The sequence below is a fragment of the Sinorhizobium psoraleae genome, assembly GCF_013283645.1.
GTDB classification, from domain to species: Bacteria; Pseudomonadota; Alphaproteobacteria; order Rhizobiales; family Rhizobiaceae; genus Sinorhizobium; species Sinorhizobium psoraleae.
Genome location: NZ_JABEKV010000003.1, coordinates 1055521 through 1077717, shown reverse-complemented (window position 1 = coordinate 1077717; position 22197 = coordinate 1055521). Strand labels below are relative to the sequence as shown.

Annotated in this window: 20 protein-coding genes; 7 read left to right on the top strand and 13 right to left on the bottom strand. The window is 62.0% G+C overall.

Features of this window, described 5'->3' with window-relative positions; genetic code table 11:
* Nucleotides 1-3 precede the first annotated feature (3 nt).
* On the bottom strand, nucleotides 4-828 hold the full coding sequence (locus ILFOPFJJ_RS20650; protein ID WP_173512419.1) for a MerR family transcriptional regulator: 825 nt from the start codon (nucleotides 826-828) through the stop codon (nucleotides 4-6).
* 219 nt (nucleotides 829-1047) lie between these two features.
* Here ILFOPFJJ_RS20650 and ILFOPFJJ_RS20645 point away from each other — a divergent pair, with 219 nt between their 5' ends.
* Entirely contained in the window at nucleotides 1048-2316 is a 1269-nt protein-coding gene (locus ILFOPFJJ_RS20645; protein ID WP_173512418.1) for a 4-aminobutyrate--2-oxoglutarate transaminase, read from the top strand.
* Between the two features lie 129 nt (nucleotides 2317-2445).
* Nucleotides 2446-3921, top strand: coding sequence for an NAD-dependent succinate-semialdehyde dehydrogenase (locus ILFOPFJJ_RS20640; RefSeq protein ID WP_173512417.1), 1476 nt, complete (start codon nucleotides 2446-2448; stop codon nucleotides 3919-3921).
* A 21-nt stretch (nucleotides 3922-3942) separates the two neighbouring features.
* Here the strand turns inward: ILFOPFJJ_RS20640 and ILFOPFJJ_RS20635 are convergent, their stop codons facing one another.
* Entirely contained in the window at nucleotides 3943-5121 is a 1179-nt protein-coding gene (locus ILFOPFJJ_RS20635) for an acetate/propionate family kinase (RefSeq protein ID WP_173512416.1), read from the bottom strand.
* A gap of 4 nt (nucleotides 5122-5125) precedes the next feature.
* Entirely contained in the window at nucleotides 5126-6082 is a 957-nt protein-coding gene (locus tag ILFOPFJJ_RS20630) for a phosphate acetyltransferase (protein WP_173512415.1), read from the bottom strand.
* Nucleotides 6083-6413: 331 nt separating this feature from the next.
* Between ILFOPFJJ_RS20630 and htpG the strand changes: the two genes are divergently transcribed.
* Nucleotides 6414-8303, top strand: a complete 1890-nt coding sequence (htpG, locus tag ILFOPFJJ_RS20625; protein WP_173512414.1) for a molecular chaperone HtpG — start codon at nucleotides 6414-6416, stop codon at nucleotides 8301-8303.
* Between the two features lie 171 nt (nucleotides 8304-8474).
* Here the strand turns inward: htpG and ILFOPFJJ_RS20620 are convergent, their stop codons facing one another.
* Nucleotides 8475-9662 (bottom strand): CaiB/BaiF CoA transferase family protein, encoded by a 1188-nt coding sequence (locus ILFOPFJJ_RS20620; protein WP_173512413.1) that lies wholly within the window; start codon nucleotides 9660-9662, stop codon nucleotides 8475-8477.
* A gap of 11 nt (nucleotides 9663-9673) precedes the next feature.
* Nucleotides 9674-10861 carry an acyl-CoA dehydrogenase gene (locus ILFOPFJJ_RS20615; RefSeq protein WP_173512412.1) on the bottom strand — a complete coding sequence of 396 codons (1188 nt, stop codon included), beginning with the start codon at nucleotides 10859-10861 and terminating at the stop codon, nucleotides 9674-9676.
* Nucleotides 10862-11026: 165 nt separating this feature from the next.
* Between ILFOPFJJ_RS20615 and ILFOPFJJ_RS20610 the strand changes: the two genes are divergently transcribed.
* Together ILFOPFJJ_RS20610 and ILFOPFJJ_RS20605 are read left to right on the top strand one after the other, a co-directional pair.
* A complete protein-coding gene (locus ILFOPFJJ_RS20610) occupies nucleotides 11027-11983 on the top strand; it encodes a LysR family transcriptional regulator (protein WP_173512411.1) in 957 nt (318 codons plus the stop codon).
* Nucleotides 11984-12064: 81 nt separating this feature from the next.
* Nucleotides 12065-13192, top strand: a complete 1128-nt coding sequence (locus ILFOPFJJ_RS20605; protein ID WP_173512410.1) for an NAD(P)/FAD-dependent oxidoreductase — start codon at nucleotides 12065-12067, stop codon at nucleotides 13190-13192.
* 167 nt (nucleotides 13193-13359) lie between these two features.
* Here ILFOPFJJ_RS20605 and ILFOPFJJ_RS20600 read toward each other — a convergent pair whose 3' ends face one another.
* A complete protein-coding gene (locus ILFOPFJJ_RS20600) occupies nucleotides 13360-14289 on the bottom strand; it encodes a LysR family transcriptional regulator (RefSeq protein ID WP_173512409.1) in 930 nt (309 codons plus the stop codon).
* Nucleotides 14290-14682: 393 nt separating this feature from the next.
* Between ILFOPFJJ_RS20600 and ILFOPFJJ_RS20595 the strand changes: the two genes are divergently transcribed.
* Nucleotides 14683-15528 carry an AraC family transcriptional regulator gene (locus ILFOPFJJ_RS20595; RefSeq protein WP_246299699.1) on the top strand — a complete coding sequence of 282 codons (846 nt, stop codon included), beginning with the start codon at nucleotides 14683-14685 and terminating at the stop codon, nucleotides 15526-15528.
* Between the two features lie 88 nt (nucleotides 15529-15616).
* Here the strand turns inward: ILFOPFJJ_RS20595 and ILFOPFJJ_RS20590 are convergent, their stop codons facing one another.
* The 7 genes from ILFOPFJJ_RS20590 to ILFOPFJJ_RS20560 all read right to left on the bottom strand — a co-directional run bounded on the left by ILFOPFJJ_RS20590 (nucleotide 15617) and on the right by ILFOPFJJ_RS20560 (nucleotide 21144).
* Entirely contained in the window at nucleotides 15617-15940 is a 324-nt protein-coding gene (locus tag ILFOPFJJ_RS20590) for an EthD family reductase (protein WP_173512408.1), read from the bottom strand.
* A gap of 13 nt (nucleotides 15941-15953) precedes the next feature.
* Nucleotides 15954-16862, bottom strand: coding sequence for a 2-hydroxyacid dehydrogenase (locus tag ILFOPFJJ_RS20585; RefSeq protein WP_173512517.1), 909 nt, complete (start codon nucleotides 16860-16862; stop codon nucleotides 15954-15956).
* Nucleotides 16863-17025: 163 nt separating this feature from the next.
* The gene (locus tag ILFOPFJJ_RS20580) at nucleotides 17026-17805 is read right to left on the bottom strand and encodes an amino acid ABC transporter ATP-binding protein (protein ID WP_173512407.1); all 780 of its coding nucleotides are present in this window, start codon (nucleotides 17803-17805) and stop codon (nucleotides 17026-17028) included.
* 20 nt (nucleotides 17806-17825) lie between these two features.
* Entirely contained in the window at nucleotides 17826-18623 is a 798-nt protein-coding gene (locus ILFOPFJJ_RS20575; protein WP_173512406.1) for a transporter substrate-binding domain-containing protein, read from the bottom strand.
* 46 nt (nucleotides 18624-18669) lie between these two features.
* On the bottom strand, nucleotides 18670-19326 hold the full coding sequence (locus tag ILFOPFJJ_RS20570; RefSeq protein ID WP_173512405.1) for an amino acid ABC transporter permease: 657 nt from the start codon (nucleotides 19324-19326) through the stop codon (nucleotides 18670-18672).
* 11 nt (nucleotides 19327-19337) lie between these two features.
* Nucleotides 19338-20006 (bottom strand): amino acid ABC transporter permease, encoded by a 669-nt coding sequence (locus tag ILFOPFJJ_RS20565; RefSeq protein WP_173512404.1) that lies wholly within the window; start codon nucleotides 20004-20006, stop codon nucleotides 19338-19340.
* 115 nt (nucleotides 20007-20121) lie between these two features.
* Entirely contained in the window at nucleotides 20122-21144 is a 1023-nt protein-coding gene (locus tag ILFOPFJJ_RS20560; RefSeq protein ID WP_173512403.1) for a LacI family DNA-binding transcriptional regulator, read from the bottom strand.
* A 339-nt stretch (nucleotides 21145-21483) separates the two neighbouring features.
* Here ILFOPFJJ_RS20560 and ILFOPFJJ_RS20555 point away from each other — a divergent pair, with 339 nt between their 5' ends.
* The gene (locus tag ILFOPFJJ_RS20555; protein WP_173512402.1) at nucleotides 21484-22140 is read left to right on the top strand and encodes a hydrolase; all 657 of its coding nucleotides are present in this window, start codon (nucleotides 21484-21486) and stop codon (nucleotides 22138-22140) included.
* The last annotated feature ends 57 nt before the right edge of the window (nucleotides 22141-22197 follow it).

Genomic DNA, 22197 nt, shown 5'->3' with positions numbered 1-22197 from the left:
GAACTAGAATGTCGGCGGCGTATTGATCCACAGCAGAACGGTCTCGCCATCGTGGCGATTGGACCAGGCATGGCGGCGCCGGCTCTCGAAATAGAGCGAGTCGCCTGGATGCAGATCGTAGAACTGATCGGAGTCCAATATGAATTCGACGTGGCCGGAAAGCACATAGACGAATTCCTCGCCATCGTGCCGATATGCGCCCTCGCTCGATGCGCCCGGTTCCAGCACGAAGCGATGGCAATCCATCTGGTTCTTGCCTTCGGCGAGCAATTGGACCGTCACGCCCGGCGTCGTGCGCGGCCAGTTGCGCCACTCGCCGGCCCTGACAAGCGCCCGCGCCTCAGGCTCCTCTTCCCCGGAGAGGCTGGAAACCGTCGTACCGAAATATTCCGCAAGATTATGGAGAACGGCGACAGAGACGCCCTGCGAGGTCCGCTCCAGGGTGGAAAGCACGGATGCCGCGATGCCGATATCGCTTGCCACCTGCTCCAGAGTCTTGCCCGCGGCATGCCTGAGGCTCCGCAATTTCCGGCCGACCTGGATATCGACGTTGCTTTCCGGAGCTACAACCGGATTGGCATCATCATTCGCACCCTCTGCTTCCAAGGCTTCGCGAATGGCAGCGGGGTTCAGGCCGCGCTCGGCACGAAACCACGAAATGCGTTTCAGCCGCGCGAGATCTGCCTCGGTATATTGCCGATGCCCGGTTGCAGATCGCTCCGGCACGACGAGCCCCTGCGTTTCCCACAGCCGCAGCGTGGACGGCGACACACCGGCCAGCCTTGCTGCCTCGGCGACCTTGTAGCGTACATTGCCGGTCCCGCTCATCGACCCTCTCTCTGGCTTCGCGGCTCGCAGCGATTCCAAGCCATCGGCGCTGCCGGCAATCTAGCCGCCGGGCGCATGGATTTACAAGGAGCGCTCATCAGTGGACGTGTTGTCTCGATCACCAAATTTGATTTGCATTCGATCGGAAAAGATGTACCACTTCCGGAGAAAAGTTGCAGAAAAAATGCAATATATTACTCCTCCAACGGGACAACGACGATGACCAGCCTCACCGATCGCAAGAATGCAGCCATTTCCCGCGGCGTCGGGATGACCACGCAGATCTACGCCGACCGCGCCGAAAATGCAGAGATCTGGGACAAGGAAGGCAACCGCTACATCGACTTCGCCTCGGGCATCGCCGTCGTCAACACGGGTCATCGCCACCCGAAGGTGATTGCGGCCGTCAAAGCCCAGCTCGACCGCTTCACCCACACCTGCCACCAGGTCGTGCCTTACGAGAATTACGTCCATCTCGCCGAGCGCCTGAACGCGCTCGCCCCCGGCAAGTTCGCCAAGAAGACGATCTTCGTGACGACCGGAGCCGAGGCAGTCGAAAACGCGGTGAAGATCGCCCGCGCTGCAACCGGTCGGCAGGCCATCGTCGCCTTCGGTGGCGGCTTCCACGGGCGCACCTTCATGGGCATGGCGCTGACCGGCAAGGTCGTGCCATACAAGGTCGGCTTCGGCGCTATGCCGGCAGACGTGTTCCACGCTCCCTTCCCGATCGAACTGCATGGCGTCAGCGTCGAGCAGTCGCTGGCAGCGCTGAAAAGGCTCTTCGCGGCCGACGTCGATCCGGCCCGCGTCGCTGCAATCATCATCGAACCGGTGCAGGGCGAAGGCGGTTTCTATCCTGTCCCGACCGCTTTCATGAAGGCGCTCCGCGAGATTTGCGACCAGCATGGCATTCTCCTGATCGCCGATGAGGTTCAGACCGGCTTTGCCCGCACCGGCAAGCTGTTCGCCATGGAGCACCACGACGTGGCTCCGGACCTGACGACGATGGCAAAGAGTCTTGCCGGTGGCTTCCCGCTTGCCGCCGTAACGGGCCGCGCGGAAATCATGGACGCGCCCGGACCGGGTGGCCTCGGCGGCACCTATGGCGGCAATCCGCTCGGCATCGCCGCCGCCCACGCGGTTCTTGACGTGATCGCAGAGGAAAAGCTGTGCGAGCGCGCGGACCAGCTTGGGGGTCGCCTGAAGCAGCGTCTCGCGGCAATACGCGAAAAGGCGCCGGAGATCGTCGATATCCGCGGGCCGGGCTTCATGAACGCGGTCGAATTCAATGACGTGAAGACCAACCTGCCGAGCGCCGATTTCGCCAACAGGGTCCGCCTCATTGCATTGGAAAAGGGCTTGATCCTTTTGACCTGCGGTGTGCACGGCAACGTCATTCGCTTCCTGGCGCCGATCACGATCCAGGACGAAGTCTTTGCGGAAGCACTCGATATCCTCGAAACGTCGATACTCGAAGCGCGCGGTTGACCTCACCCCGAGCGCCCGCTATCGCGGGCGTCCGGCCAATGACGCCGGCTCGGGGTGTGCAACCGCCGCTCCGCAAGAAAATGAAGCGAGGCTCGGCCGGCCGCGGGAGGCCTCGCCGGAGGATGCGCCATGGGATTGACAGCCGCACTTACCAAGCACCTTCGCGCGGCCGAGCTGTTTGCCGCGCTCGAAAGTGTAACCCGCCCTTCCGCCAAGTGGACCGGCGCGACATTCGATGTCTTCAATCCCTCGACCGGTGAATTGCTCGCAACGCTGCCCGACATGGGAACCGACGAGGCGCATGCCGCGATCGATGCTGCGGCCGCGGCGCAGAGCCTCTGGGCCGCCAAGCCGGCGAAAGACCGAAGCGCGATCCTGCGCCGCTGGCATGATCTGATCGTCGAGCATGTCGATGATCTCGCCGCCATTCTCACCGCCGAAATGGGCAAGCCGTTAGCAGAAGCGAAGGGTGAAGTTCTTCACGCGGCATCCTATGTCGAGTGGTATGCCGAGGAGGCCAAGCGCGTCTATGGCGAAACCTTCCCGGCGCCGGCCAATGACCGCCGCATGCTCGTCATCAAGCAGCCCGTCGGCGTCGTCGGCACCATCACGCCGTGGAATTTCCCGGCCTCCATGGTGGCGCGCAAAATCTCGCCGGCGCTGGCCGCCGGATGCGCCGTCGTACTCAAACCGGCGGAACAGACACCGCTCGTGGCCGGCGCGATGTTCGTGCTCGCCGAAAAGGCGGGCTTTCCAGGAGGCGTCGTCAATCTCATCTACGCCGCTGAAGGCGCCCCGATCGGCCGCGAGCTCTGCAGCAATCCCAAGGTCCGCAAGATCAGCTTCACCGGCTCCACCGAAGTCGGACGGCTTTTGATGCGGCAATGTTCCGACCAGATCAAGAAGGTCAGCCTGGAACTCGGCGGCAACGCGCCCTTCATCGTTTTCGACGACGCCGATATCGACGAGGCGGTCGACGGCGCGGTGCAGGCCAAGTTCCGCAATGCCGGCCAGACCTGCGTTTCGGCCAATCGCATCTATGTGCAATCCGCCGTACACGACGCTTTCGCGGAAAAATTCGTTGCCCGCGTGCGTGAACTCACTGTCGGTGACGGGTTTTCTGCCGGCGTCGCGATCGGCCCGATGATCGACAGCCATGCGATCGAGAAGATCGAAGCGCACGTTGCCGACGCCCTGGCCAAGGGCGGAGAAGTACGATGCGGCGGCAGGCGGATCGGCACCAACGGCACATTCTTCGAGCCGACGGTTCTGACCGGCATTTCACATGTTATGCGTGTCGCCCAGGAAGAGACCTTCGGCCCGATCGCCCCGATCATCCGTTTCGAAACGGCCGAGCAGGTGCTGGCCGAGGCGAACGATACGATCTATGGCCTCGCCGCCTACTTCTACGCCGAGAACCTGAAGCGCGTCTGGCACGTGGCCGAAGCGCTGGAATACGGCATGGTCGGCATCAATACCGGGCGCATGTCTTCCGAAGCCGCCCCCTTCGGCGGCATCAAGCAGTCCGGCATCGGCCGAGAAGGCTCCCGCCATGGGCTCGAGGACTATCTGGAGATGAAGTATCTCTGCATGGGCAACATCTGAACAAACAGCAGCCTTTCCAAATCAGGCCGCATGCTTCTTGATGAGCGCAAGCGTATGCCGCGCGATCATCAGTTCCTCGTCGGTTGGAATAACGTGCAGGGCAATGCGGCTTTTGGCCGTTGAGATCAATGCGGCGTCCGCCTGGTTCGCCGCCGGATCGAGCTCCGCCCCGAGCCAGCGGAGGCCTTCGACAATGCGTGCGCGGATCGGGGCAGAGTTCTCGCCGACGCCTGCAGTGAAGACGAAGGCGTCGATCCCGCCCAGCGCTGCGGCTAGCATCCCGGCATTGAGTGCGCATCGATAAACGAAATGCGCGACGGCGAGTGCGGCATTGGGGTCGTCGCTCGCCAGAAGTTCGCGCATGTCGCTTGAGAGGCCGGACAACCCTTTGAGCCCGGCGTCATGGTAGAGCAGATCCGAGACCTTCTCGGCGCTCATGCCCTTATGGGCGATCAGATAGAGGACAACGCCCGGATCGAGCTGCCCCGGCCGGGTTCCCATCGGCAAACCGTCGAGGGCGGTGAAGCCCATCGTACTCTCGATGCTGCGGCCGTCTCGCAACGCGCACATCGAAGCGCCGCTGCCGAGGTGGGCGACGATGACGCGGGTCGCTTGCGGCGCTACCTCCCGGAGCCGCTCGGCGACGTATTCGTATGAAAGTCCGTGAAAGCCGTAGCGCCGAATGCCCTGATCATAGAAGTCCGTTGGCAGGGCGTAGCAATCGGTGTGCTCGGCGTGCCCACGGTGAAAGGCAGTGTCGAAGCAGGCGACCTGCGGCACATCCGGGTTGATCTCCATCGCCAGCCGGATCGGTGCCAGGTTGTTCGGCTGATGCAGAGGAGCAAGGTCCTGATAGCTCGCCAGCCGGTCCAATACCGTTGCATCGATCAGGACCGGCCGCGCGTAGTCCGGGCCGCCATGCACGACCCGGTGGCCGATCGCGCGCAGCTCGAAGCCGTCCAGCGTCGAAAGCCAGCGTCTAGCCTCGGCAATGGCGGCCGGAAGGTCGCGGATATTGGCCGCGTTATAGGTCCGATCGATGAGCTGGCTGCCGTCGCCCGCAGTCGCCCGTAGACGCGGCCGCGTCCCGATGCCGTCGATCTTCCCCCGAATATGGCGCTTCAGGTCACTGTCGGCGATGCCGAAGACCTGGAACTTCAGGCTCGATGAGCCGGCGTTGATGACGAGGATCGCGTCCATGGCGCTATACCGCTATCACCTGCGCCGCTCGTCGCCGCGCCGCGTAGAGCGCGGCGACGGCGCAGGAAGCAAGGCGGGTGCGGATCGAGTCCGCTCGCGAGGTGAGCACGATCGGCACACGGGCGCCAAGGACGATGCCGGCCGCGTCGGCATGGGTGAGGAAAGTCAGGTTCTTGGCGAGCATGTTCCCGGCTTCGAGATCCGGCACGACGAGTATCTGGGCGCGGCCGGCAACCGGCGAATTGATCCCCTTGATGCGCGCCGATTCCGGATCGATCGCGTTGTCGAAGGCGAGTGGTCCTTCAAGCAGGCCACCCGTGATCTGACCGCGTTCCGCCATCTTGCAAAGCGCGGCGGCCTCGATCGTCGAAGGAATCTTGGTCGTCACGGTCTCGACCGCCGAAAGAATGGCGACGCGCGGCTCGCCGAGGCCGATGGTGACCCAGAGGTCGATCGCATTCTGCACGATGTCGCGCTTGGCTTCGAGGTTCGGGAAGATGTTGATCGCTGCGTCGGTGATAAAGAGCGTGTCGGCGTGGCCAGGGACGTCCATCACGAAGACGTGGCTGATCCGCCGCTCGGTTCGAAGACCGGTGGCGGAGGCGGCGACTTCGTGCATCAGTTCGTCGGTATGCAAGCTGCCCTTCATCAGGAGCTCGCCCCTGCCTTCGCGGATCAGTGCGACCGCCTTGGCGGCTGCGGCATGGCTGTGCGGCACATCGACGATCTCCCGCTGGCCGAGATCGAGCCGGTGTTCCGCCGCCACGTTACGGATCTTGGCTTCCGGTCCGACCAACACCGGCACGATAAGCCCCATGTCTGCGGCTTCAATCGCGCCGCGCAGCGAGCTTTCGTCGCAGGGATGCGCGACGATAGTGGCTGCCGGCGCCTCGGCCTGCGCAGCGGCGATCAACCGGTCGTATTTGGACGGCTGGGCCGTCAACGCGGTCACCTCGAACATTCCGGAACTCCTTCGCCGACCAGAAGGCGTTCGGTGCCGCCTTCCATCGAGCTTCAGCGCTGGCGCCACTCCTTGTCGCGACCAAGACCGGCTCGCTTCCCTGATTGCAGATAAAAGCAACGCGGCCTCTCGAGCGTTGATTTGCGTCAAAGAAGAAGGCGGCGCGGCAGCGGCACTTTGCGGCATTCGAAGCGGCAGAGCGCGCCGCCCTTATCGGCCTCTATCAGCGCAGGCAGGATTGCACCGAAACGTACCCTCGGCAAGACAACCCTTGAAAATCGGCGCACGGCTTGCCAATTGGGGCAAACCAATCAAGGAGGTTTGCAACGCGATGAGTGAAGTCGAAATGTCCGTCGAAAAACATGTCTTCGAAGCCGATGTGGCGCGGTTGCTCCATTTGATGGTGCACTCGGTCTACTCGGACAAGAACATCTTCCTTCGCGAACTGATTTCGAATGCGGCAGATGCCTGCGAGAAGCTGCGTTACGAGGCGATCGTTGCGCCCGAGCTGCTCGCCAACGATCCCGCGCCACGCATCACGTTGACGCTGGACGAGGAAAAGGCCCGTCTCATCGTCGAGGATAACGGCATCGGTATGAGCCGCGACGAACTGGTCGAGTCACTCGGGACTATCGCCCGTTCCGGCACGCGAGCGTTCATGGAGCGACTTGAAGCCGCTCAGGGCAAAGAAGGCGCGCAGCTCATCGGGCAGTTCGGCGTCGGCTTCTATTCCGCCTTCATGGTAGCCGACAATGTCGACGTGGTTTCCCGCCGCGCCGGCTCCGACAAGGCCTGGCACTGGGCGTCCGACGGCAAGGGCAGCTATACGGTTTCCGCGGTCGAGCTCGCCGGTGCGCCGGCGCGCGGCACGCGGATCACGCTGCATCTCATGGACGACGCCAAGACGTACACGTCGCGCTGGACTGTCGAGCGGATCGTCAAGGATCAGTCCGGCCACGTGCCCGTGCCGATCTCGATCGTCGAGAAACCCGGCGACGAGCCCGCCCAGGTCGCGGACGGCACAGCTCTCTGGACCAAGCAGAAGAGCGAGATTTCCAAGGAAGACTATGCGGATTTCTACCGCAGCGTCGCCGGGCAGTATGACGAGCCGGCCGTGACCGTTCACTTCCGTGCCGAAGGCCGCCACGAATATACGGCACTCGCCTTCGTGCCAGGCTCCAAGCCTTTCGATCTTTTCGACCCGGATCGCAAGGGGCGGATGAAACTCTACGTCAAGCGCGTCTTCATCACCGACGAGGCCGAATTGCTGCCGCGTTACCTGCGCTTCGTGCGAGGGCTTATCGATACGGCGGATCTGCCGCTCAATGTCTCGCGTGAGATGATCCAGGAGAGCCCGCTGCTCGCCAGCATCCGCAAGGGGCTGACGAGCCGGGTTCTGACCAGCATCGAGAAGCTCGCGGAAAGCGAGCCGGAAACCTTCGCCAAAGTTTGGGAAGACTTCGGCAGCGTCATAAAGGAAGGCATCTACGAAGATTTCGAACGGCGGGGACAGCTCATCGCACTCTCACGCTTCCGCACCACCGCTTCGGACGACAAGCCGCGGGCATTGGGCGACTACGTCAAGGACATGAAGGACGGGCAGACGGCGATCTACTACCTCGCCGGCGACAACCTTGCGCAGCTGAAGGCATCGCCGCAGCTGGAAGGATTCCGTGCCCGCGGCATCGAAGTGCTACTGCTCACCGATCCGGTCGACAGCTTCTGGGTGACCTCGGCGCCGGATTTCGAAGGCAAGCCGTTCAAGTCAATCACGCAAGGGGCCGCCGATCTCGCCGGTATTGCGAAGCAGGAGGCCGACGGTACGACCTCCGCGGAAACGAACCAGACCGTCGCCGAATTCGTGACCTTTGCCAAGGCGGCGCTCGGCGATGCGGTCTCCGACGTGAGGACCTCGGAGCGGCTGACGGAAAGCGCGGTCTGCCTCGTTGCGCCGGAGCACGGACCGGATCGCCAGCTTGAGAAAATGCTGCAGGGAGCCGGCCGCATCGACAGCGCGGCAAAACCGATCCTGGAGATCAATCCCGGCCATGCGCTGATCACGGCCATTGCCGCCTGCCCGGCTGAGGACGGGGCCTTCCGCGAGGATGCGGTGAAGCTTCTGCTTGACCAGGCGCGCGTGCTCGATGGCGACAAGCCGGAGGACCCGCGCGCCTTCGCCGAGCGGCTGTCACGCGTCTTCACCCGAGCTTTGAAGAGTTAAGAAACTTAGCGGATATGCCCCTCATCCGGCCTGCCGCCCACCTTCTCCCCGCAAACGGGGCGAAGGGACTCGCCGCAGCGCCGGCGCCAAAATCCCCTCGCCCCGCTTGCGGGGAGAGGGCTAGGGTGAGGGGCAAAAGCTGCAAACTCGCAACGTGAGGCCCAGCCCGTCTCAGCCTTTTGCTTTCGGGACGGCCATGCCGATCTCGGACAGCACTTCCGTCGTGTGCTCCCCAAGCCGGGGCGCGCCGCGCTCAAGCGAGAGCGACGCGCCGGAAAAACGAAGCGGCGTCCTGACGCCCGGCGAAGTACCGGCGGCCGCGCCGGTATGCGGCGTGTCCACCCGCATCTGGCGATGGAGGATCTGGGGATCGGCGAAGACGTCGGCGACCGTGTTGATCGGGCCGCCCGGCACGCCCACGGCTTCGAGCTTCGCCAGAAGCGCATCCCGCGTAAACCTTGCCGTTTCCGCAGCCAACTCCGGGGTAAGGGTGTCACGATGCTGAACCCTGGCAGCATTGGTCAGATAACGCGGGTCTGTCGCAAGCTCGGGACGGCCGAGCACGTCACAGAATTTGACGAATTGCCGGTCGTTGCCGACGGCGACGATCAGGTGGCCGTCGGCGGTAGGGAAAACCTGGTAAGGCGCGATGTTCGGATGGGCGTTGCCGAGGCGGCGCGGCGCCTTGCCGGAGACGAGAAAATTCAGTGCCTGATTGGCAAGCACGCCGGTCATGCAATCGAGCAACGCCATGTCGATCTGCTGCCCCTCGCCCGTGCGTTCGCGCTGCACGAGCGCCGCCTGCACTGCGATTACACCGTAGAGGCCGGTAAAGATGTCGGCAAAGGCGACGCCGATTTTCTGCGGTTCGCCATCCGGCTCACCGGTCAGATCCATGATGCCGCTCATGCCCTGAACGATGTAGTCGTAACCGGCGCGGTGGGCATAGGGCCCATCCTGGCCGAAACCGGTCACTGAACAATAGATGAGCCGCGGATTGATCTTTCGGAGGCTCTCATAGTCGAGCCCGTATTTGGCGAGACCGCCGACCTTGAAGTTTTCGAGGAGGACGTCGGATTGCGCCGCCAGCCGGCGCACCGCCTCCTGCCCTTCCTCCGTCGTGAAGTCGAGCACGACCGATCGCTTGCCCCGGTTGCAGGCATGAAAATAGGCGGCGTCGAGCTTCTCGCCACCCTCGCCCTCCACAAAGGGCGGCCCCCAGGTTCGCGTATCGTCGCCGGCCGGGCTCTCGACCTTGATCACGTCGGCTCCAAGATCGGCAAGCGTCTGGCCGATCCAGGGACCTGCCAAGATGCGGGCGAGTTCGAGAACGCGAATGCCCTTTAGTGGGGTTTCCATGGCCGCAACGCTCAGAAGAAGGCCTGGAGCCCGGTCTGGGCGCGGCCGAGGATCAGGGCGTGAACGTCGTGCGTGCCCTCGTAGGTGTTGACCGTTTCCAGGTTCAGCATATGGCGCATGACCTGATACTCCTCGGAAATTCCGTTGCCGCCGTGCATATCGCGGGCCATGCGGGCGATATCGAGCGCCTTGCCGCAGTTGTTGCGCTTGACGATCGAGATCATCTCAGGAGCCATCCGGCCCTCGTCCATCAGCCGGCCGACACGGAGCGATCCCTGCAGGCCCAGCGTGACCTCGGTCTGCATGTCCGCGAGCTTCTTCTGGAAGAGCTGGGTCTGGGCGAGCGGGCGGTTGAACTGCTTGCGGTCGAGCCCGTATTGACGCGCCGCATGCCAGCAGAATTCGGCGGCACCCAATGCTCCCCAGGAGATGCCGTAGCGGGCGCGATTGAGGCAGCCGAAAGGACCCTTGAGCCCCTCGACGTTCGGCAGCAGCGCATCCTCGCCAACCTCGACATTGTCGAGAACGATCTCACCCGTAATCGACGCGCGAAGCGAAAGCTTGCCGGCGATCTTCGGTGCCGAAAGTCCCTTTGCGCCCTTTTCCAGGACGAAGCCGCGGATCGCATTCCCATGCGCCTCCGACTTCGCCCAGACGACGAAAACGTCGGCGAGCGGCGCGTTGGAAATCCACATCTTCGAGCCGATCAGCCGATAGCCGCCATCGGACTTGATCGCTCGTGTCTTCATGCCGGCCGGGTCCGAACCCGCGTCCGGCTCGGTCAGACCGAAGCAGCCGATCCATTCGCCGCTGATAAGCTTCGGCAGGTATTTCTGCTTCTGATCCTCGGAGCCGTAGGCGAAGATCGGATAGATGACGAGCGACGATTGGACGCTCATCATTGAACGATAGCCGGAATCGACGCGCTCGATTTCGCGGGCGACGAGACCGTAGGCGACATAGGATGCCCCGACGCCGCCATAGGTGTCCGGCACGGTGACGCCAAGCAGGCCGAGATCGCCCATCTCACGGAAGATCGCCGGGTCGGTCTTCTCCTCCCGATAGGCCTCGATCACACGCGGCTGCAACTTCTCCTGAGCGTAGGCGCGTGCCGTATCGCGGATCATCCGCTCGTCCTCGCTCAACTGATCCTCGAGCAGGAACGGATCGTCCCATTGGAACTGGATCTTTTCGGCCATGTCTCTCTCCCGTCGTGTTTTTCCGCCTGTGGTTATGGCAAGCGGGATCATCGGTTTCAAACGAAATTGAAACACTGACTCATGCGTCTGCGGAATGGACCTTGCGCCCGAGGCGGTTCTGCTGATTATTCGCAATGCGATACAGAGACCGACACGCCCGCCGCCATGACCAACAATCGCCTCGAACGTTTTGCCCATAATCTCGATTGGAATCTTTTGCGCACCTTCGTCGTCGTCGTCGAGGAGGGCAGCATCACGGCAGCGGCCAACCGGCTGCTTCTGCAGCAGCCGGCCGTCAGCATGGCGTTGAAGCGGCTGGAACAGACCATCGGGCAGAAGCTGATCGACCGCCGGCCGGGCCGGTTCGATCTCACCGAAGCAGGCGAGAAATTGCACGGCCAGTGCCGGGACATCTTTGCGGCGGTAATCCGCCTGCCCAATGTTCTGGAGACCGCCGGGGAAGAGGTGACCGGTCATCTCAACATTCATGCGGTAAGCCATGCGCACAATCCGGCCTGGGACCGGAAGCTCGAAACTTTCTTCCGCCTGCATCCGAAAGTAACGATCTCGATCAACGTGGCAACGACTGTCGATGTACTCAGCGCTGTCGAGCGCAACATCGCGACGATGGGTCTTTGCGACGGGGTGATACCCGACGGACTGAACAAGAGCTTCCATATACGCGAGCGCTACGCACTTTATTGCGGGCGCGGCCATCCGCTGTTCGGCGTCGAAGGCATCGATTTCAACGACCTGCGCGGCAATCCCTATATCGCTTTCATTGCCGACGTGCTGGGCGGACAGCACATGAATTCGGTGACCGCCGTTCGCGCAATCGGTTCCTTCGGCCAGCAAGTCAGAGGCGTTTCCTGCAATGTCGAGGAAGTCACGCGGCTGATTTCGGCGAATGTCGGCATCGGCATGCTGCCCGATCACCTCGCAGGCCCTGCGGTCAAGGCCGGGCAGTTGTGGCAATTGCCGCCCTATAGCGACCTTCCGACGACGGATGTCTTTCGCATTTCCAATCCGAACTCGATCCTCAATCCGGCGGAAGCCGCCTTTCTCGCCCATGTCGCGGATACGGAACCGCTGGATCACTGCCTGGCGCATCATCAGGATTGATAACGGCATTTCCCACTATAAATTTGAACGACGCTTCTAGCCTCCTTATGGTCCGCGCGAAGGACGTGAGGAACGGGAAATATGCGGAAATACGATGTGGTCATCATCGGCGGCGGAATTGCGGGATTGTCGCTTGCCTATTTCCTTAGCCCGCACCGGTCGGTTGCCGTCATCGAACGGGAAGACGCGCTCGGTTACCACAGCACCGGTCGCTCCGCCGCAGAATTCGTATTGAGGTACAACGCGACGGAAGTGTGCGCGCTGGCGAGGATTTCCAAGGTTTTCTTCGATCAACCGCCGCAGGGCTTCACGGACGTGCCGCTCTTGAAGCAGCGCGGCGGGGTCATGATCGCGAGCGCCGACAAAATCGAGCGCTTCGAAACCGTTCTGGCCGAGGAACGCGCGTTCACGCCGGAAATCGAGCGCGTGACACCCGCGGAGGCAATCGCTCGCGTCCCGATCCTCAAGCCCGATTATGTCGCTGCCGCTTACTTTGATCCGAACTTCTGGGACATCGAGGTGGAGAACCTGCTCCAGGGCTACATCAAGGGCGCCCGCCGCAACGGATGCGACATCCTGGAACGCCATGAGGTCTTGTCGGTCGAACGCGATGGAACTGCCTGGGTCCTCACGACGTCCGCTGGTGAAATCAGTGCGAAAGTTGTGGTCAACGCCGCCGGCGCCTGGGCCGATCCGGTCGCCGCGCTCTTCGGGGTCGATCCGATCGGTATTGTCCCGCATCGGCGTACCGCCATCACCGTCGACCTTCCGGATGGTGTAGACGCGGGAACCCTGCCGGAAATCAACGAGATAGACGAGGATTTTTACATGAAGCCGGAAGGCGGCCGACTGCTCGCCTCTCCTGCTGACGCCACGCCTTGTGAGCCATCCGATGTCCAGCCGGAGGAGATCGACGTTGCCTGGGCAGCACACTACGTGGAAGAAGCCACTACCATCTCCGTTCGACGGGTCGCCAAGAGCTGGGCGGGCCTGCGCAGTTTTTCCGCCGACAAGCTGCCCGTCGTCGGTTTTGCGCCAGGGCGATCGGATTTCTTCTGGCTTGCCGGCCAGGGCGGCTACGGTATTCTCACTTCACCGGCGCTCGGAGCGCTCGCCGCCAGCCAGCTCACGGGCGCCCCCCTGTCCGAAGAGTTCGGGATCGAAGCGCTTGATCCTCGGGCTTTCTCCCCTGCCCGCTTCCCCAAGTAGGCGCATAACGGAAAGCCGCGGGACGGCATGTGTGCGGCCAAGCAGCAGTGCGAGTCGCAGCGATGCTCTACAAAGAACGCGTTTATCTGCAATGCGCTCGGTTCGGGCTAACGCTTTGAAACTGCGCACCGGCCGGAAAGCCGTTACGCACATTTCCTGGAATTGCTTCAGATGTCGGAAAGCCCCTCTTCTTCGACGTCGTTGGCGCCCAGCGCCACAAATTGATCCAACAGCCACGAAGCGGCCGGTCCTGGCGGCGTGTCGCGCCGCCAGACGCCGGCGAAGCGATAGATTCCGCCCTTGTGGTCAGGCATGTCGAGCCGCAAAAGCGTGCCGCTTTCCAGGTCGGGCCGGACCAGAGGCAGGGGCATGTTGCCCCAGCCGATCCCCTGGCGTAGCAGCGCATGCTTGGCACCGAGGTCGGCGAGCCGCCAGGTCCGAGGACTGAGCACGGCAAAATCCTGCCCCGTGGTGAAGAGTGAACGATCGGTCAAGACGAGTTGGACGTGATTTCGCGCCTCTCCCGGCTCGATCCTTTCCATGCGCCCGAGCGGATGGTCGGGTGCGGCCACCGGAACCATGGGCACCGACCCGGCTGCGATGCACTCCACCCCCTCGACGCCCACCGCCAGCGGGCCGGAAATGCCGATCACCGCCTTGCGCTCGAGCACGGCCGCGGTGACCGCACCGAGGGCTTCGACATGCAGGCACAGCGACACCGTGGGAAACGCTTCGGCAAAGGCGCGCAATACCTTGCCGAGCCTTTCCGCCGGCAGCATCACGTCGACCGCGATGTCCACCTCCGCCTCCAAACCGTCGAGCAGTCCCTTCACCTTGGCGCGCAGACCGTCGAGGCCGTGGGCGAGTGCCCGCGCTTCCGCGAGCACGGTTCGCCCTGCGGCCGTCAACTTGGGTTTGCGCGTGCCTTCGCGCTCGAACAACTCGATACCGAGCTGCGCTTCCAGGTTGGCAATGCCGTAGCTGACGACGGAGACGGCACGATTGAGTCGGCGGGCGGCGCCCGCAAAACTCCCGGCATCGACGACGGCCAGGAACACTCGAAGCTGCTCGAAAGTCGGTGTGCCGGGATTGGACATCGTTCAACTTTCTCGAACAAATATGTCTCAATTATCCCACTGTCTAAGCAAGCCCGCAAGCCTGTATACACGGTCCAAGATGGCGAGGCGGCGAGGAAACAGCGGCGCCGGAGCATAAGGAGATCTGTCGTGATCGCGCTGAGACCCTCCGCCGGATACCACCGCAAAGGCTTCCGGCCGCATCCCCACGCTAATCGTGAATGCGCGATAACGGACGACGTGGGGTGGTAACCGCCTTCATCTTCGCCGCGCATTCGGGCCTCAACCGAGGAGGTAGCGGGGGAGCCTTTCCGGATCCTGATCATCTCCACCCGCCAAGAAGAGGCAGCGCTGCGCAACCGCTCGCGGCTAGCTTTTTGTCGCTCGGCTCCTAACGAAGAAGGGAGGAAACTCATGCCAATCGGACCGCAAGTGACGGTACTTCGATCAGACACCATGTCGGTTGCCCATGTTCGCAGCGATCATGTCGGCAAGCAGGAGAGCATCGCAATCCCGAATTCGGACTCGTTCAGCACCATCGTTCAACTTCGCGCGTTCAAGGATCACCGTTTGTGGCAAAACGGGCGGCTGGTGCATGATGGAGGCCACGCGCAGGGGGCATTGTCGATCACAGATCTTGCCGAAGACTGGCGCTGCGAGCATCGCTCACAATTCGACAACATGCGATTTGCGATCGATCGCAAGGTCCTGCAGGCGTTTTTGCGGGACAACGGAAAAGGCGGCCTCTCCCGCCTCAAATGCGAGCCCGGCCAGATCGATCCGGTAGTGCACCATCTTGCCCAGGCGCTCCTGCCTGCTCTTTCAGATCCGCAGAACGCCGACAGCCTGTATGTAGACCACGTCTTGCTTGCCTTGCAGGCCCATCTCGTAAGCCGCTACGGCGGCGTCGACCTCGCCTCCGTTCAGCCGCATGGCCTTTCCAAACATCAACTGGCTGCCGCGACGGCCTATCTTGCAGAACATGTGTCACGCAAAATCGCAATGGCGGAGGTCGCATCGATCTGCGGCCTGTCCACGAGCCACTTCATTCGGGCATTCAAGAAATCGACCGGGCGCACGCCGCATCGCTGGCTGACCGAACACCGAATCCAAAAAGCGAAAGGCCTGCTCCTGGGAGAGACACCCATAGCAGAGATCGCCGTCAGTTGCGGGTTTGCGGATCAAAGCCATCTGACCCATGTATTCTCGTCCATCTGCGATGTTTCGCCAGCCGCTTGGCGGCGCATGCAGCGCAAATGACGTTCACCAGTTCGTCGATTTCTTATCCTCTTGTGATGCCGAGAACAGTCAAGATGCCATATGACGTTTGCGCCTGAGGCGCCTCTTCCTAGTCTTGGCTAAGCTCGAACACATGATGATGGATGTGTCCGTCGAACATCTCCAGCAGGCCCTTGGTCATCTCGCGGCTCTCGTAGCGCACAGGTGATTCCAGGGCCTGCGCTAGAGCTTCGCGATCATCGTAGGCGGTGGAAAGGATCATCGCGAACGGCGTCGCTCCCGCATCGCGCTCCACGGCATGGAGAACCCTGACTTCCCGGACGCCCGGAAAGGCCTGCCAAAGCGGCATCAGCTTCTCCGCCACGTAGGCACGGAATGCCCCCTCACGGCCAGGATGTATCATGCCCTCAAAAAGGGCTTGGCGAACAATCATGATGGTCCCCGCTTCAGTTGACGATATTCGGCGATTTCCCGCCGGCAAAATGGGCGGCGAGATTCGCAAGCACGAGTTGCCCCATGGCTATGCGCGTCTCGACCGTCGCGCTGCCCTGATGCGGCATGAGCACGGTATTCGGCGTCGAATAGAATTCGCTGCGGATCTTCGGCTCGTTGACGAAGACGTCGAGCCCCGCACCCGCGATCGTTCCGGATCTCAGCGCCCCGATCAAGGCGTCCTCGTCGATGACGCTGCCGCGCGCGACGTTTATGACGATGCCCTGGCGGCCGAGTGCTTCAAGCACGGAGGCGTCGACGATGTTCTGGGTTGCGGCACTCGCCGCCACGCAGACGGCGAGCACATCGCTGTCACGGGCGAGATCGGCTGGGCTTTCATGGGCCACCCAGTTGACGTCGGTCAGCCTGGAGCGGTTCCAGTAGCGCACCGACATGCCGAAGGCCTCCGCGCGGAGCGCCAACGCGCGCCCGATCTGCCCGAGGCCGAGCACGCCGATCCGCTTGCCCTTCGGGCTATGGCCGAGCGGCAATTGTTCGCCCGCCGCCCAACGGCCTTCCCGCACCAGCCTGTCACCCTCGCCGAGCCGGCGCAGCACCGCAAGCATGAGCGCGATACCCAGGTCCGCTACGTCATCGGTGAGCACGCCCGGTGTCGTCGTCACGTCGATGTTGCGGCTGCGCGCAAAGGCAAGATCGACCTTGTCCGTGCCGACCCCGTTGATCGCGATAATCCCAAGCGAAGGAAGCTTCTCGATCCAGCCATTGGACAGGCCCGAACCGCCGCCGGTGGCAACCGCGCGAATGGAAGAAAGCGCGGCGTCGAGCGCCGGCTGGTCGCCGGCCTCATAGAGCCTGTGGACCGTATAATCCCGGTAAAGCTCCTCCATGACGAGCGGCATCATTGGCTCTACGAGCAACAAATCTGGTTTCACGTCTAAACTCCAACTATTGCATGTCGCCTAAAAGCGCGCATCGCTTCGGGACAACAACATGCATGAAAACAAAAACTTGAAGCGTGTCGAAATTCGCTTGAACGCGACCCGCTTCAGCTGAGTGCGGCGTCCGTCAGGAGATCTGGCCGAGGAAGAATCGTGTGCGCTCGTGTTGCGGAGCACTGAAGAAGGTATCGGGCGTTGCGACTTCGAGGATTTCGCCGCGATCCATGAACACGACGCGATCGGCCACGCTTCGCGCGAAGCCCATCTCGTGCGTCACGCAGAGCATAGTCATGCCTTCGTTCGCGAGATCCACCATGGTGTCCAGTACTTCCTTCACCATTTCCGGATCGAGTGCCGAAGTCGGCTCGTCGAAAAGCATGATCTTCGGATTCATGCAGAGCGCGCGCGCGATCGCCACGCGCTGCTGCTGTCCGCCCGAAAGCTGCGCCGGATATTTCGCCGCCTGCTCGGGGATGCGCACGCGCCTGAGAAACTTCATGGCCGTCTCTTCGGCTTCGGCTTTCGTCACGCCGCGCACTTTCATCGGAGCGAGCGTGCAGTTCTCGAGTACCGTCATATGGGGAAACAGATTGAACTGCTGGAAGACCATGCCGGTTTCCTGGCGGATCAGATCGACATTCTTTCCACCGGGGGTCAGGTCATGACCATCGACGACGATCCTACCCGAATGAATGGTCTCGAGCTGGTTGATGCAGCGGATCATCGTCGACTTGCCGGAGCCCGAAGGTCCGCAAATAACGATCCGCTCGCCCCGGCCGACGGTCAGGTTGACGTTCTTCAGGGCATGAAAGGACCCATACCACTTGTTGACGTCCTCCATGCGCACGGCCGGATCAGAAGCCCCGCGCGCAGCGGGGGCGGAGGCGATTTCGCTTACCATGTTCATCGCGAGGGGCTCCAGTTTTCTTATTTCGCTTTGGTCACGAAGTCCGGCAGCGGAGAACCGAGCCACTTTTCGTGAATGGCATTGAGCTGTCCGTCCGTCTTGACCTTGTCGAGGAAGGTATTGACGAAGCTCAGCATCTCGCTCGATCCCTTGCGGACGGCGATGCCCTGAACCTGCTGGTTCAAAACGAGCTTCTGATTGAACCGCCCGGGGGCAGCCGCCTCGATCTGCTGGGCGACGACGTTGGACACGCCGATCAGCTCGACCTGGCCGGAAAGCAATGCCTGCACCGCGCTGGCATCGTCGTCAAAACGCTGGATGTTGGCGTCCGGCGGCGCGATCTTGGTGACCGCCGTATCCTGCGTGCTGGCGCGCGCAACGCCGATCGTCTTGCCGGCCAGGTCTTCCGGCTTTGCGACTGCCTGATCCTGGGCGCCGAACACGCCGATCGAGATACCAGCATAGGGCTGCGAGAAATCGACGTTCTTGGCGCGCTCTTCGGTGATGCCCAGCGAAGCGACAAGCAGGTCCACCTGGTTGCTCTGCAGATAGGGGATGCGGTTCGGGCCGGTCACGGGCACGATCGTCACCTCGACGCCGAGTTCCTTGGCAAGCAATTTCGCGACGTCCGCGTCATAGCCGTCCGGATTGTTGCTCGCGTCCATAATCCCGAACGGCGGAAAATCGACCAGCATTCCAACCTTGACGGTTCCGGCCGACTTGATCGCCTCCACCGTCTGCGCGGCAGCGGGGGACACGAAACCGGCGAGAAGTGCAGCGCCAAGAACCGACATTGCCATGCGTCTCGAGATATTCATTCTTCCTTCCCTTCTCACATGCCGGCCCTCCCGCCGGCGGGGCCCGTCAACGTGCCGTTGCGCGGGAAAAGCGGGTTTCCATTCGACGTGCGACCAGCGACAGCGGCCAGCACAAGAGGAAATAGATAGCGGCCACCGTGCCGAATACGAGAAATGGGCTGAAGGTCGCGTTGTTGATGATCTGCCCTTGCCGGGTCAGCTCGGTAAAGCCGATGATCGATGCGAGCGACGTGCCCTTTATCAGCTGGACCAGGAAGCCGACGGTCGGCGCGACCGCGATGCGGATCGCCTGGGGCAGGATCACGTGGCGCATGGAATGATAGTAGCGCAGGCCAAGCGCCGTCGCGGCCTCGCCCTGCCCCTTCGGCACCGCTTCGATGCAGCCGCGCCAGATCTCGCCCAGAAAGGCGCTGGCGTGAAGCGCTAGCGCTATCGTCGCGGCGATCCAGGGGTTGATCGCAAAGCCGAAGATATTCATGCCAAAGAACACCAGGAAAAGCTGCATCAGCAGCGGCGTTCCCTGGAAAACGCGGATGAAACCGGTGGCGAAGAGACGGAAAGCCCGCACTTCGGACACGCGCATCAATGCGATCAACAGTCCGCCGACGCTGCCACCGGCAAAGGCGATGGCCGAAAGCGCAATCGTCCATTGCGCCGCCATAACAATGACGAGGAACTCGTTCCAGCCGAAGATTCTGATCATGGCAGCGCTCCTCAGCGGCTGAGCGGGTATTTGAAGGCCATTTTCTCGACCGCGTAAAACAGCGCGGAGAAGCCGACCGACAAAACGAGATAGATCAAGGTGACCGCGATATAGACCTCGAAGCTCGCGAAGGTTGCGGACTGGAGGTCGTTTCCGGCGGCAGCCAAGTCATCCGCAGAGATGACAGACACGACACTGGTATTCAGCATCAGGTAGATGAACTGGCTGGTGAGCGCAGGATAGACGGTCCGCAGGGCCGGCTTCATGATCACGTAGCGAAAGATCTGCGCCCTCGACAGGCCCAAGGCCCACCCCGCCTCCACCTGGCCCTTGTGGATCGACTCGATGCCGGCACGGATGATCTCCGTGCCATAGGCACCGAAATTGACAACGAGCGCCAGGAGCGCCGCACTGTTCGGCGACAGCCTCAGGCCAAGCGACGGCATGCCGAAGAAGATGAAGAAGATCTGCACGAGGAAAGGCGTATTGCGGATGATCTCGATATAGCCGTCGATCACGGTACGCAGGATCTTCGGCCCGGACGTCTTTCCCCAGGCGCAGACGATGGAGACGACGAGACCGATCAGCATGGCGGCGCACGACAGGCGGACCGTCAGCCAGGCACCGACCAGCAACTGGTCGAAGGACGCCAGGACAGGTGTGAAATTGAATTCGTACATGCCGGGACCTCCTCCCAAACCACCGAGACGGACGTCGCGCCTCCCCGCGTTCACGTCACTTAGATCGATCTAAAATGTTTCCAGGCGGGCGTCAACCGTGGTGATCGTCAAATTTTCAGTTGGGTCGGCCGCAGGATTGGCGGATGTGCAAGGTCGTGTCGTTCACCAGGCGGCGCGGCGGCAGGGCCGGATCGGCGATCCGTTCGACGAGGAGTCGTGCCGCCATTTCGCCGATAGCGACGGGGCCGGTCGAGACCGAAGTAAGCCTTGGGCGGATCGCCTCGGCGTCCGCCACATCGTCGAAGCCGATCAGGGACAGATCGCGGCCGATCGTCAGTCCACAATCCTGAAGTCCCGCAGAAAGCCCCAGGGCCACAAGGTGATTGAAGCATATCACGGCGGTCGGCCGTATCGCCCGGTCAAAAAGAAGATGGGTCGCCTTGGCGATTTCACCGAGTTGCGTCGGAAAGCGGATCAGGATGCTCGGATCGAGACCACGCGACAGCATGGCGTCGCGAAATCCGTCTACGCGTTCCTGATAGGCGGAGTGGACCGGGCCGTGGACGGCAAAGGCAATTCTCTCGTGGCCGAGCGAGGCGAGATAATCCACCGCCTGGCGCATCCCTGTTGCATAGTCGGCTCCGACATAATCCATATCGAAGGAGATGTGGCGCAACACCTGCACCACCGGCATGTCCCAAGCGGTTATCTGCTCGGAGAGCGTCGATTCGGTGTGGGCGGCAGGGCAGAGGATGACCCCATCCACACCGTGTTCACGCATGCGCCGGAGCAGCATTTCCTGTTGCTCGACTCGATCCCCGCTTTTGGCGAGGATGACGACCTTGCCGGTCGCGCCGATGATTTCCTCGATGCCTGACAGGAGCTCCGCGAAGAAGGGATTGGTTAGGTTTGGGACGATGGCACCGATGATCTGGCTGCGTTCGACGCGCAGGCGGGCGGCACCGATATTGTAGACATAACCGAGGTCGCGCATCGCCTCTTCGACGCGCATACGTGTTTCGCTGCCGACCAGAGGGCTCTTGCGAAGGACCAGAGAGGCGGTCGCGCGGGAGACGTTTGCGTGTCGCGCGACATCGAGGAGCGTAACACGAGTTTTTTTTCGTTCTTCGGAGGACATTGAATACCGATGGGAAAGGAATGCGTGGAGAGGACTATAGTCGACTACGAGAACCGGGCAAACGCTGCAATCGGAAAGCGCTCGCCGCACATCGCGTCCAAGAGATATCGCCATGATCGCCGGGGGACGTAATGCGCCGCGCCGCCCGGTCGCGAACACATCGTCCTTCCCGGGCGTCTTTGACTTGTCATGCTAAGCTACTTGAATGAGGTTTGCGAAGGTCGATGAAGAAAGATCACCCGGCCGAGCAATTTTCGACAATGAGCGCAGTGATTTACAATCAGCATCCTCTCGCACGTACTAGGTTGTGCCCAGTCCTATAACTTTATGGAGGTCTCTATGCCGACGAACGCCACGCCGACCCCTGGTTCTCTTCTGATATCGCCGAAGGATCACACGCTGATCATGATCGATTTTCAGTCGCAAATGGCTTTTGCGACGAAATCGATCGACGCGGTATTGCTGCGTAACAACGCCGCGCTCGTGGCGCATGCCGCCGCGGGCTTTGGTGTATCCACCATTTTGACGACGGTCGCCGAAAAGACCTTCTCGGGCCCGATGTTCGGCGAGATCACCGAGGCCTTTCCGGGCCAGGCGCTGCTCGACCGCACCTCGATGAATACCTGGGAGGACGCGGCTGTCATCAACGAGGTCAATGCCATCGGCAAGCAGCGGCTGGTCTTCTGCGGACTGTGGACCTCCGTCTGCATTGTCGGACCAACGCTCTCGGCGCTCGACCAGGGCTTCGAGGTCTATGTGATCGCCGATGCCTGCGGCGACGTTTCGGATGAAGCGCACGAGCGCGCCATGGATCGCATGGTTCAGGCTGGCGTCCGGCCGATGACCTCGCTGCAATACATGCTGGAACTGCAACGCGACTGGGCCCGCACCGAGACCTACGAGATGACGACCGGCATCGCCAAGAAGTTCGGCGGCTCCTATGGCCTCGGCATCATCTACGCCAAGAGCATGTTCGGCGCGTCCGAAGGGCACTGAAGCCTCCAAAACCAAGCTGGAGCAATTCCAGGAAAGTCCACCCGGAATTGCGTAGTT